Source organism: Bacillus sp. SSR7 (assembly GCF_055902415.1).
The window spans coordinates 1-12,199 of the sequence record NZ_JBVVXV010000034.1; the positions used below are offsets into that span (position 1 = coordinate 1).

The 12,199-nt window shown below is 32.7% G+C and carries 10 protein-coding genes and 2 pseudogenes; 2 read left to right on the top strand and 10 right to left on the bottom strand.

Annotation, left to right across the window (positions count from 1 at the left end; genetic code table 11):
• A partial coding sequence (locus tag AC0NJG_RS28295; protein WP_474063674.1) for an HU family DNA-binding protein occupies positions 1 to 149 on the top strand: 149 nt, incomplete at its 5' end.
• A gap of 171 nt (positions 150 to 320) precedes the next feature.
• On the opposite strand, the gene AC0NJG_RS28300 is transcribed toward AC0NJG_RS28295, so the two are convergent.
• From AC0NJG_RS28300 to AC0NJG_RS28320, 5 genes are all read right to left on the bottom strand, one after another.
• Positions 321 to 899 carry a GNAT family N-acetyltransferase gene (locus tag AC0NJG_RS28300; RefSeq protein ID WP_474063688.1) on the bottom strand — a complete coding sequence of 193 codons (579 nt, stop codon included), beginning with the start codon at positions 897 to 899 and terminating at the stop codon, positions 321 to 323.
• Between the two features lie 835 nt (positions 900 to 1,734).
• Entirely contained in the window at positions 1,735 to 2,499 is a 765-nt protein-coding gene (locus tag AC0NJG_RS28305; RefSeq protein ID WP_474063689.1) for an MBL fold metallo-hydrolase, read from the bottom strand.
• Between the two features lie 110 nt (positions 2,500 to 2,609).
• Positions 2,610 to 3,731: an IS200/IS605 family element RNA-guided endonuclease TnpB gene (gene tnpB / locus AC0NJG_RS28310; protein WP_474063690.1), complete on the bottom strand. Its 1,122-nt coding sequence runs from the start codon at positions 3,729 to 3,731 to the stop codon at positions 2,610 to 2,612.
• Between the two features lie 350 nt (positions 3,732 to 4,081).
• Positions 4,082 to 4,990, bottom strand: a complete 909-nt coding sequence (locus tag AC0NJG_RS28315) for a VanZ family protein (protein WP_474063691.1) — start codon at positions 4,988 to 4,990, stop codon at positions 4,082 to 4,084.
• 319 nt (positions 4,991 to 5,309) lie between these two features.
• Complete coding sequence (locus AC0NJG_RS28320; protein ID WP_474063692.1) at positions 5,310 to 6,494, bottom strand: FtsW/RodA/SpoVE family cell cycle protein; 1,185 nt, start codon at positions 6,492 to 6,494, stop codon at positions 5,310 to 5,312.
• Between the two features lie 154 nt (positions 6,495 to 6,648).
• Between AC0NJG_RS28320 and AC0NJG_RS28325 the strand changes: the two are divergent.
• A pseudogene (locus AC0NJG_RS28325) lies at positions 6,649 to 6,735 on the top strand (IS6 family transposase); the annotation flags it as partial.
• 170 nt (positions 6,736 to 6,905) lie between these two features.
• On the opposite strand, the gene AC0NJG_RS28330 reads toward AC0NJG_RS28325, so the two are convergent.
• From AC0NJG_RS28330 to AC0NJG_RS28350, 5 genes and pseudogenes are all read right to left on the bottom strand, one after another.
• A complete protein-coding gene (locus AC0NJG_RS28330) occupies positions 6,906 to 7,562 on the bottom strand; it encodes a lysozyme family protein (protein WP_474063693.1) in 657 nt (218 codons plus the stop codon).
• Positions 7,563 to 7,687: 125 nt separating this feature from the next.
• Positions 7,688 to 8,830, bottom strand: a complete 1,143-nt coding sequence (locus AC0NJG_RS28335; protein WP_474063694.1) for an acyltransferase family protein — start codon at positions 8,828 to 8,830, stop codon at positions 7,688 to 7,690.
• Positions 8,831 to 9,109: 279 nt separating this feature from the next.
• Positions 9,110 to 9,438: pseudogene (locus AC0NJG_RS28340) on the bottom strand (IS4 family transposase); the annotation flags it as partial.
• A 327-nt stretch (positions 9,439 to 9,765) separates the two neighbouring features.
• Positions 9,766 to 10,713: a DUF4179 domain-containing protein gene (locus AC0NJG_RS28345; RefSeq protein WP_474063695.1), complete on the bottom strand. Its 948-nt coding sequence runs from the start codon at positions 10,711 to 10,713 to the stop codon at positions 9,766 to 9,768.
• Positions 10,714 to 10,716: 3 nt separating this feature from the next.
• Entirely contained in the window at positions 10,717 to 11,247 is a 531-nt protein-coding gene (locus AC0NJG_RS28350; RefSeq protein ID WP_098506070.1) for an RNA polymerase sigma factor SigX, read from the bottom strand.
• Positions 11,248 to 12,199 lie beyond the last annotated feature (952 nt).

The following is a 12,199-nucleotide window of genomic DNA, read 5'->3' on the forward strand; positions in this document are numbered from 1 at the left end:
TACAGATTCTTGGCTTTGGTACATTTGAAGTACGTGAAAGATCTGCACGTACAGGACGTAACCCACAAACAGGTGAAGAAATGCAAATCGCGGCTTCAAAAGCACCTGCTTTTAAGGCTGGAAAAGAATTAAAAGAGGCAGTAAAATAATTATACATATTGAAAAGGGTTTGATATTCATATCAGGACCCTTTCAATATCCTTTTTGTTCAAAAAACAAAAAAGTATCATCCAATATAGATTAGATGATACCTCCCTATCATTTTTCACAAATATAGATAAAAACATTAATAATATAGAAGCGTTATATATATATTCTCTTTATTTATATACAGCTAATTTTTGTAATAGTTGTTCTTTTATAACCGGCCATTCGCTTGCAATAATACTATATACAACTGCATCCCGTACATAACCATTTGGCAATTGTCTCTCGTTTCGCAATACACCTTCTTTTACAGCACCAAGCCTTTCAATTGCGCGCTGTGCTTTTTCATTCCGTAATTCCGTTTTTATTTGCACACGTAGCATGTGTAACTCTTCAAAAGCGTATTGCAATAACATATACTTACACTCAGTATTTATACTTGTACGATGTACACTTGGATGATACCACGTTTGCCCAAGTTCAACCGTTTTGTTATCATTTGAAATACTGTACAAACGTGTACTACCTACAATTTCATTCGTTTTTTGATCTACAACAACAAATGGTAAATCCGTTTCCCCTTCAAAACCTTTTATTGCTACTTGAACATACTGCTCCATATCTTGATAGCTATCCATTTTAGCTATTAAATACGTCCATATTTCTTTATTCCCTTCCACAATGTTAAATAAGCTTTCGATATCATTTAGATGCATTAATCGTAACATGGCTCTATCATTTACTATTTCCATAAATTATTCCTCTTTTCAATAGATGCTCCAATAGTTAGCATTTCATAATCGTTTTTTCAAATAATTATGAAATTGGATATAAATTGAATGATTTGCCACAAACTTAAAATCATTAAACATCCCCTTGCCCTTCTTACTATAATTTTCACGTAATTACATCTATTTTAAAAGGTCCGCCATATATACATTCTCTTTAAATAGTGGTATGGTTTGACACACTATTTCTACAGCTTTTTTATCGTTTTCCGACAGAAGACTCCTTCCTCAAAAATGTGAAGGTGTAAAACACCAATTTTAGGTGAGAGATGAATGTCGGTTGGCATAAGCCAACATGTTTGCTACCATATACTTGTACAGATTGCTCTTTGAAAACTGAAGATATGAGGTTGGTTGCAGAAAAACGTTGCAACCGTAAAATCTTCAACGTTCTTTCGCCCCACGTTTGCTGAAGTTGCGAAAACCAAGCTAAAGTCGGTAGCGTGGTGAGTCAACGTACAAGATACTTATGTTTTCACCGTAGGGACTACGGGTAGAGCCTGCTAAGATAACTGTTGGATACATCGGTGTTCGCAGGAATCTCCCACTTCAAACAGTCCGTAAGGACGTTAAGTGGTGAGTAGTTCAAAAACAGCATAATGTTATTTTAAACCTAGATTGCTAGCTGTACTCCATCGCTATCAAGCTAACCAGAACAGATTTATCCCAAAACAATAAATACGAACAACACGCATAAAATTATCGTTCTGGGAGTGTTATAATTTCTTAACTTAATAGGCAGGTCTGGTGGGCCTCTACCATGAAAACCAACACTTATAATCAAAAAGCGCATAAGTATTTATATTAGAAAGTGAGATATTTCACCATCAGATGGTACTAAAATATTGTCGGAAAGTCCTTTTTCATTGATGAAATTTTTTAATTCTTTTCTAGTCAGTAAGCAATGGTTGACAGCTTCCATATGAACAACGATAATAGTTGAATTTTGAGCTTCCATGTATGTTTGATAAATATCTTCTTTAGTCATAATTACAGGATTTCCTTGAAGAAATTGTGCCCCTCCTCCATTTACAACAATTACTTCCGGATTATGCGTTTTAAGCACCTTTTGAACATCGGTACACCATATTGTATCTCCTGCTATATAGAGTGTTTTTTCATTTGGGTGCTTAAAGACAACACCTGAAACTTCCCCCATAAGATGTCCTATGTCTCCCGTACCGTGTTTTCCATCGGTTTTAGTTAGGGTAATGCTCCCCATAGTAATAGCATTAGTTAATGCTTCAACATTCTGAAAACCTTCTTTTTTAATCGCTTCCACGTCTTTTTCATTTTGTGCATAGATTTTTATATCTTTAGATAGAACCTCTTTTGCAATCTGGTCAAAATGATCAGGATGTAAGTGTGTAATGATAACAGCATCAACCTGAATGATTTCTTCTATAGAAGTTGGTAAGCTAACCAGAGGATTTAGCATATGTTGATTTGGTGTATTAGGAAACGGTGGAATTGATCCTTTTTCAGCTAAAAAAGGATCAATTAGAAACTTCTTATCACCATAATGTAAAACTAGCGTTGCATTTCGTATAAGTCTGATATCCATGAAGTACTCCTCCTTTTGCAAGATTTACTAATAGTTTGAACTACCCCCACTTTCACTTCGTTTAGAAGTGAGGGATTCCTAAGTAAAGAGTTCTATCGAACTCTAATTGATTAGGCTAACCCCGCAGTCCCTGCGGTTAGAAGCCTTATTGCTTCATTCTTTATATTGATACTTGCGTTAATATCCCTATCATGGTGTGTACGACAAGAAGGACAGTCCCATTTACGTAGGTTTAGATTTTTAACGTCTTTATTTTGATATCCACAACAAGAACATAATTGGCTAGAAGCAAATGTTTTCGATACGACAATGACTTGTTTGCCATACCATTTTGCTTTATATTCCAACATGGTTCGAAACTGTGACCAAGATACTTCACTAATTGCTTTTGCCAACTTACGATTTTTTAACATGTTCGATACTTGCAAATCCTCTATACCGATAACATCGTGGCTTTTGATGATTTCAGTTGAGATTTTGTCTAAGTAGTCTTTTCTAGCATTTGATATGTATTCATGAATTCTAGCTACTTTTACTCGTTGTTTATTCCAACGAGATGATCCTTTCATTCTTCTAGAAAGAACACGCTGTGCTTTCACCAACTTATCTTCTAATGATCGGAAAAACTTCGGATTTTCATAGGGTGTTCCATCTGACAAAATGGCGAAATCTTTTAGTCCTACATCTATCCCAATGTAAGAATGTGTTTTCGGAAGTTCTTGTACTTCTGTTTCAACTAATAGTGACACAAAATATCTACCAGAAGGGTTCCGTCTAACTGTCGCATTTACAATACGTCCCGTTATTTCACGACTTTTGGCAAATCGAACAAGACCTAGTTTCGGCAACTTTATCTTGTTTCCTACAACAGAAATGTTTTCATTTGTTTGTTTTGTGGTGTAAGATTGTACGTTATTTTTCTTAGATTTAAAGCGCGGTGCGCTGTTTTGTTTTTTGAAAAAGCGTGTATACGCATCCGCAAGGTTGCGAACAGACGACTGAATCGCAATACTATCCACTTCTTTGAGCCAAACAAACTCTTTCTTCATGGCAGGAAGTTTGGCAGAGCATGTACCATATGTTAAACCTTTTCCAGTTTCTTTATATGCGTGATCCCATAGGGATAGGAAATGATTGAATACAAAGCGAGAACAACCTATCGTTTTATTAATTAGAATTGCTTGTGCTTGATTTGGATAGATACGAAACTTAAAGGCTTTATTAATTATCATTTGATTCACCTCCATTTCGGTATATGACTATTATATACCGAACATATATTCGGCGGATAGTGAAGTAACACTTTCTGTATATCGAACAATTAAGATGGCTTCCTGCCATCCCTTGTTCGAAGCCAATTCATCTCCCACCTACTCACTGGGCTGTGACCCTTCACGCTCCTTGAGGAAGGAGTCTTCTTGGCTAAAATGATAAATTTAGTCATAAAAAAACTGCACCTCCGATTGTTAGACACAGTCTAACAATCGGAGGTGCAGTTCACATTTATCAACCTGTTTATGTTTTTTTCAAACTTTGCAACAGAACCACCCTATTGATCATATATAAAATAAGAAAATTTACATTATTTTCTCGCGGAAATAGGTGGAACCGTAATAACTATGTCATGATTTTTTAACTGTACGCGAAAAATATATACCGGTTGAGAAAAACCTTTTGTATCAGTGACGTGCTCCAAATTATACTCTGTAATGACTAATGTCTCACCTTCAAATTCTTCACCCGCTTCGAAAGTTCCCATAGGATAAATGTCTCCTTGTTTCAGCTTTTGAAATGCTTCTTTTGGAGAAATAATTTCGACGTCTCGCACTATTTCACCTTTAGAATCGTAAACAGGCATTTTTTTACCTTCATTACTTAACTCTAGTGATGTTTTTATAGTGACATGAGACATATCTGTTTTTCTGTAAGGATCAAATGGCATATTACCAAATTCCTTCATTTGATACGAAATAATTATTCCAAGTGCGACGAAGCTTACTGCAGTAGGTAAGATTAAATATTTGACTATTTGTGTGTGTGATTCCTTTTTTTTAATAAAAATAAGAATTATATTTAATATACAATACCCAAGCATCATTCCTATAGTATTATGAAGTAAATCGTCTAGTTCCGCACTTCCACGAAGTGTTATAAATTGAAGAGTTTCAATAAATAAAGATGTTGTAATTGAACTGATTAATATCCATTTTGCTTTTAAAAAAACTTCACTAAATAAAGGTAATAAAATCCCTAACGGCAACAGCATACCTATATTAACAAGGATATGAAAAAAAGAATTAAATGAAAATTGATTCCATGCTTGTTGATACTGGCTTAGTACATCGAAATCAATTGTTCTTACAAAGATATTCCCAGCTGAACGACCAAATGTGGTAGCCATTATTAAAAGAGAATAATATCCTATTATTGATATAAATAATATAACTTGTCGTTTTGTAAATTTCTTTTCTAGTTCATTAATAAAATTCATTTTACACCTACTTTAAAAATTCCGCCTAATCCATTGATAAACCTTGCATATCCTGGTATTGCTTTTCTAACAAATTGGGATTCTTATATTTACTAAAGAAATAAGATTCCGCCATGTATTACACTTTTTTTTGAAACTTTGTTGTTCTTTTCTCCTTTCATCCTTACAAAGAGCAAAACCTCTCCTGACCATAATTTGTAGATTTATTTTTCTCCTACCTCTGTCTATTAACAATACTTGATTATAGCTCTGTAACCTTTTTATTCATCTCGTGTTATTCTACGAATAGTTTAAGGTATAAGCACTTTTTATTTGATATTTAGTTCTGGTTCACTGAAAACATATATTCTTTGTATGTTTTTCGTGTGGATAGAATAAGCCCCATCATTAGCATGTTCGAAAATAAAGAGCTTCCGCCATATGATAAAAATGGAAGTGCAATACCTTTGACAGGCATTAATCCCACAATCATACCGATATTTTGAAAAAATTGTAACATTAGAACGCCTACAATTCCTGCACATAGTAAGGTGCCGAATAAATTATCTGCGGAATTACCAATTATAAGTATTCGGGAAAGCATTAAGAAGAATATACATATTATAAAAGTGGCAACTATAAAACCGCCTTCTTCGGCAATTGTGGCAAAAATGAAATCAGTATGTTTTTCTGGAATATAAACATTTCCAGAACCGAGGCCTTTTCCTTCTATCCCCCCACTACCAACAGCTAAAATTGATTGTTGAGTTTGATATCCCTGATCTGTATGCTGAAATGGATCTAACCAGCCTAAAATTCGCGATTGTTGGTGGGGCTTTAATAAAGTAACTAACTTATTGAAGAAAATATCTGGATATTTTACGTATATAAATATTAAAGCAGACAATACAGTCATCGGAATTCCTGCACATAGTACGATTAACTTTTTTTGGATTCCTGACATAAATATAATACATGCAATGGCTGCTATATATAGGAACACCATTCCCGTATCGGGTTGACTATATACAAGTAACGCAGGTGGAATAGTTATCAAACATATTTTACCAATTAAAAGTAAATCAGTTTGAAATGTCCGTGCCATATACTGTGCATTATGTTTTACGACTAAACTTGCGGCCAGAAGAATTAAGGCAAGCTTAAAAAATTCAGCTGGTTGAATAGCACCAATAATTGGAAATCTAAACCATCTTTTTGCCCCTAATATTTCAGGTGTAAAACTTGACACTGGTAATACCTTTAAAATGATAATTGAGATGAACCCCACAATATAAATCGGCCAAGCTAATTTTTGTAATTGATCTAAATCGATATTGGCAACAATTAATAATAGAACAAAACCTATGGCGTAATTTACCATTTGTTTCATAGCAAAATTTTGGTTACCATATTGCCCGGTTTGCTGACTACTGTATATTGCAACAATACTGGTGACACATAATATGAATAAAATGAATATTAGTTTCTTATCTAATTTTTTTAAAAAAACTATTTTTTCCACCATTACCCCCCCTAGACATTGTTGTATTCACTTTTTATAGGAACTATCCTGTTTTTTATGTGTACATTAACATTTATTAATATAATTTTACAATAATAAGGATAGATTGAACATTCTCAAAATTATCCATACTGATTAGACTACTTTAAAAAGGTGTATGATTAGTGTGGATAAGGAAAGTTTATTTAAATGGATACATTATCAACCTACTATTATTTTGTTGAACGTAAAATGGTACCTACGGTAAAACCTAAATTTTCGTGACTTGGTGGAGTGCTTTTTAAATCCTGCCTACTTTGCATGAGTCACTCCAAACTTATCTGAACCAGACATGTAGTCAGACTATTTTTAGAATACGGGTATCACTATGACCTGATTTAATAAATCTCTCACATGAATCTTAAAGTTCTTACATTAAAAATTTTCTGAATTATATTCCGAATTTTTTCGGAGAAGTTCTTCAATAAGTTTTGCTTTTTCATTCACCTTTGTTGCATATGTGAAATCACCATAACAATATGGATACCTAAAATTATTTTTATTTCCACCACAAGTGTACATCGCTGGATTTTGATCAACTTTCATCTTAGAAAACTTTTTGGCCGAATCCTCCGAGTGTTGTTTAATTTCTTGACTCGCAATAAAATCAATATACCCTGGTCCCATATTATAGCTTTGAATAATTGTATCCATGCTAACATCTTTTTCCGTTCCATACTTGTACATTTGAGCAAAGTGTTTTACCCCTTGTTTAATGCTCGAGCTTGTCTCTTGAATTTCATTTGGCGTTAATCCAAGTGATTCAGAAGACTGCATAGGATCGTTACCCTCACCTCTACTCTCCTGGTACATAATTCCTAATAAAACTGCTGTTTTCTCTCCTAAATTATATTTTTCTAATTCTCTTTTCAAGGTGGGCTCATATTGCAATAAACGTTTTTCGGCAGCAATCACTTTATTTCTTTGAATATTGGTTTTATGCTTAACATAAAATATTCCAAGCATGGTTCCTAAACCTAAAATACTAATATAGAATAATATAATAAATCGTGTTTTAATCGTATCCTTCATATACTCCTCCTCGTATTAAAAATTCGTACCTTTTCGGACTCAAAATTATTTCTTTTAGGTGCAAAGTTTAATATAGAAATTTAAAGAAAAACAACCGCCTGAATTGGAGGATTTTTCAAAGGGGGTTATTCTTTGAATCGTTTCCGTACCCCTACAAATGTCACACTTTTTTTGAACTTTGTTGTTCTTTGTTTTGCCCAATTGATACATTTCTTTTCAATTAAATGATACGATAATATAGAACAAAGTATTGTCGTTGTAATACATAAGATAAGAAGGAAAAGGGTGGGTATCTTTGCATACAAAAGTTTAAAGAGTACCATAGTGATTGGAAAATGACATAAATAGATACTATATGAAATTTCCCCTAAATGAACAAATACACCCTTATTTAAAATAGCTTTTACCTTTAGGTTATTCATTGCCATAATGATTATTATACTAACACCAATTACGACACCCCAATCTTTTAATAAGAAAGTAGTATCATTACTAGAAAGCCCATAAATCATAATGGAATATAGATATAGAAAGACCCCTAATGCGATAAGAAGTTTTCTGTTTAAGTTTTTCATACTTCTATATAATTGAGTAAGTTCTTCCTGATGTTTAAAAAGTAGCATTCCTACCATAAACATAGATGTGAAATGCAGTGTATCGGCATAACCATTATAAAACCCCTCAGCTTTCCCAATATGCAACATATTAAGGAAAATACCAATTAAAGAAAAGCTCATAGCAAACAGTATCGTTTTCTTCCAACTCTGTTTATAAAACAGAAGGAATAACAACGGAAACACAATAGATATACGCATTTCTTGAGCTAATGACCAGATAACCGGATTATAATTATCCGTAAAAAAGTTATTCAGAAGTACAAAGTGATTCATAATATCTAAGTTTGTTATTGGCCCTTGCCACTTATCATAGAACCAATCTCGTAGTCCCGTAACTTCATATGGTGAAAACAAAATAAATAAAGCAAAGGTGATGAATATCCAGAAATAATAAGGGATATAGATTCGTACAAATCGCTTAATTAAATATCCCCAATAATTTGTTTTTGAATGATAGAGTGCCATAGATAGCACAAAACCACTGAGTACATAAAAAACGATTACAGCTTCCCCACCAGCCCATAAAAACCTAAGCGGGGAAAATTTAATAGAATTAGGCAACGATGGTAGCATTAAACAAAAATGTCCAAATACAACTGTAATAGCCGCTAGTCCTCGTATTGAGTCTAATTCGTTTATTCTCTTACTCATAAAATGTTCTCCTTGTATATTGTAGTTTTTGCTGTTAATAAAGGTCATTTCAACCCTTGATACTACAAAAAAAGTTGTGTATCTTTTAAAGAGAGTTTTCATATTCATGCATAAATTATACAAAGAAAATATAAAATTTATCTAAAGTTTTTTTTAAAGTTTATCTAAAGTTTTTTAAAAAATTTATCTAAAGTTTTTAAAAATTTAGATATTTTTAGATGGTATTCCAATTTATTAAAATACATAAACATATTTATGTATTTTAAATGCTAAAGTCTGTGTTTGTTCACAGCGTTTTTGTTGTAACAATAAAGAAAAATATGTTGTAAAAATAAAACCGCCTTTGTATTTAAGCGTTTATTTAAGCCATCAAGGCTGAGTAAGGTATAAGTGGCTGCATGACGTTTACTACATAATTGTACTAAGGGAGCATTTGCTACTCGTTGACTGATCCAAATACAAATCGTAGCTAAGTCTAAGGCAGAAAACTTACGTTTTCGCTTTATAAATCCGATTTCTCTTGCAAGTTCTGCTAAAAATACAGGTGTAATATATTGCTTTAATTCTTCAGAAAATAGTTGTAATTCATCTTTAATCGAAAGATTCATAAAAAAAACGTCATCCTTTCTATTTAGCTTTTTAGAAAGAATAACGTTTTTTTACACTTGGGGGTAGTAAAGATTCTTAAGTTGATGGGTATGGGGGCACCATATCATTTTAAGCAAATTGTACGTTTTGACACCATTTGGACGCATTTCAGCCGGTTCCCTGTACGTTACGGAACCGGCTACTTAATTTACTACCTTCTTATGATTATGAAATTAACAAAGATAGAGTAGAAATCATGTATGAAATAAATGTAAGTAACACAAGTAAGAATATAAGCATGGTATTGGAAACACATCGTTCTATTCTTTTTTTCATTTGAACTTGCTTTATTTTTTTAATTTGGTAGGGTCAATTTGAAGTTGTGCTTTCCAAGATCCAGATACTTTTCCAATTCTGTTTATGTTTACATCTAACGTGAGCGGTTGTTTGAAAGAACCTTTTCCTTTAGGACCTTCGATAAATGTGATTACACCTTCTGGTCTATCCTTAAAACGAATACCAATTTCCTTTAATTCTGCACCTGATGCTTTTAGTTCGAATGGTCCATCACTTCCTCCTTGAATAAATGCTAATTGTCCGAAGTACCCATTTTTCTTATACTCTGGGTTATTTTCTTGTTGACCATTTACTTTGCCGTCATCTTCAAGTTGTAACCCTGTTGTATCAAATTCAAACGGTACTACATTTCCATTTTCTTTTTCAATTTTGTAATGAACGGATATACGTGCATCCGCTACATATAATTCTTTCAGATGTACTGTAACACCTTGATCTGTAATCTTTTCATCAAGAGGAATAAATTGTCCTTTTGTAACGTCTCTTCCTTCATCAATAATTGTATCATTTGAAATTGCATTGGAAAAATAAGAGGCAACATCTGTAGCTGCCACTCGAACTTGTGGAATCATAGCTGTTGCAAAGAGCCCTGCTACCGCTACTGCAGTATACATGAAACGTTTTGATTTTTTATTCATATTTGTAAACAATCCCTTCTTCGGTTCAGTTTTTTCATTGATATAAGAAACATTTTCTAATTTTGTGTGACTTTCAAATACTTTCCACGCTTGGTCAACATCAATCTCAATTTCTTTTGATGAATGTACTGTTGCTTCCTCTAACTTGACATTTTCCCATTGATTTAATTTGGTGATTTCGAGTAATAAATCTTGGCATGCGTTACAAGTATCTATGTGTTTTGTGAATTCTTTTCTTGTCCCATCAGATAATTCACCATCTATATATGCTTGAATAAATCCCATATCATAACAATTCATTTATTACGCCTCCTCTAATTGTTGATAGATTTTACGAAACTTTTGCTTGGCTCGTACTAATAATGTTCCAATAGATGATATGTCGATTTGTAGAACCTCTCCAATTTCTTTATATTGAAAACCAGAAAATTTCATTAATAAAATGGTTCGATCTTTCTCATTCATTTCACTTAGCGCCATTTGTACTTGTGTAATTTCTTCTTTTCTAATCCAATCATCATCTAGGGATGAAATGTGCTGTACTTCATGATATTGTATGGTTTTATCTACTCTCGCCTGATGCCGTTTTTCGGATCTTAAATACTTATAAGCTACAAAAGTAGAAGATTTTATTAGCCATCCAGATAAGTTCTCAATCCCCTTCCAATTGTTGCGGTATAACTGTAAAAATACTTCTTGTGCCAATTCTTCAGCAATCGTCTGGTTTTTGACAATCCAAACAATCTGTTTCACAACGTACACATAGTTTTGTTTAAATAAATCTTCAAATGTCACATCTGAAACAGGCCTTTCTTCCCTTTTTATCTTAAACATGTTGGTTAAAACCTCACTCTCATTTGATGCCTGTATTATAAAGAACCCGGAATAGCGATTTTTGTGACAAAAATTTTTATTTTTTTATATGTACAAAAAAACATTCATCTTTCAATCAGATGAATGTAAAAATTAAAATCATTTTGGTTTCTTGGATTATTTGTGTAGTTTAAACCAAAAAACAAATTATAATAATCTAAGACCATTAAGAGACAAAAAATATATCAAAAAGTAATAAAGAAGTATCCAGTTCCTTAACGTACAGGGAACTGGTTCATTTATGTCTAAACGTACAATTTCTTTTTTTGATATGGTGAATCCAAATTCATTTTAATTTGAATTAGGCCCATTTCCCTTAAGAGTATTTACTATATTAATAAGAAAAATTAGTCCGAAGATAAGGAATAATAAAGGGTGTATCCATGTTCTAAAACTAACAAGAATTATAATGCAAAGAATACAACCTATAATATCAATGCTAAAAAATAACTTGCCCTTTATTGTTTTCAATTATAACTATTACCTTCCAGAAGCCACTTTTAATTTATAATTCTCAATATAATAATAGCATACGTTTTAGTTTTTAACTTTTTTCACATTTTATTAATTTTGTTGATTCTGGTGCAAGTAATACTGTTATTGTGTGCACCCGGGTAGCAAGATAGCAATAACCCCTGAAATTAAAAGTAAATCTGACCAGATTGAACAATCCACTACCAAAAATCTAACGAAGCAAAAATAAACAAAATATAGATTTGAATTATATTTCTCAACAACCAAAATTACTTAACGTGGTAAAATAATAATTGGATTGGCATCCAATACCATATTACGATGGTTCAAATCGCAAGAAGGCACCTTAGGGTGTCTTTTCTTTTGTTTGAAACAAATTCTGCTAAAATACCTGTATCTTTGTTGAATTACGACTCATATAATCCAACAAACTTCGTAT

Excerpts from the sequence above, each read along its gene's own strand:
- AC0NJG_RS28300 (WP_474063688.1), bottom strand. The coding sequence starts at position 899 with ATGGAAATAGTAAATGATAGAGCCATGTTACGATTAATGCATCTAAAT.
- AC0NJG_RS28305 (WP_474063689.1), bottom strand. The coding sequence starts at position 2,499 with ATGGATATCAGACTTATACGAAATGCAACGCTAGTTTTACATTATGGT.
- tnpB (WP_474063690.1), bottom strand. The coding sequence starts at position 3,731 with ATGATAATTAATAAAGCCTTTAAGTTTCGTATCTATCCAAATCAAGCA.
- AC0NJG_RS28315 (WP_474063691.1), bottom strand. The coding sequence starts at position 4,990 with ATGAATTTTATTAATGAACTAGAAAAGAAATTTACAAAACGACAAGTT.
- AC0NJG_RS28320 (WP_474063692.1), bottom strand. The coding sequence starts at position 6,494 with ATGGTGGAAAAAATAGTTTTTTTAAAAAAATTAGATAAGAAACTAATA.
- AC0NJG_RS28330 (WP_474063693.1), bottom strand. The coding sequence starts at position 7,562 with ATGAAGGATACGATTAAAACACGATTTATTATATTATTCTATATTAGT.
- AC0NJG_RS28335 (WP_474063694.1), bottom strand. The coding sequence starts at position 8,830 with ATGAGTAAGAGAATAAACGAATTAGACTCAATACGAGGACTAGCGGCT.
- AC0NJG_RS28345 (WP_474063695.1), bottom strand. The coding sequence starts at position 10,713 with ATGAATTGTTATGATATGGGATTTATTCAAGCATATATAGATGGTGAA.
- AC0NJG_RS28350 (WP_098506070.1), bottom strand. The coding sequence starts at position 11,247 with ATGTTTAAGATAAAAAGGGAAGAAAGGCCTGTTTCAGATGTGACATTT.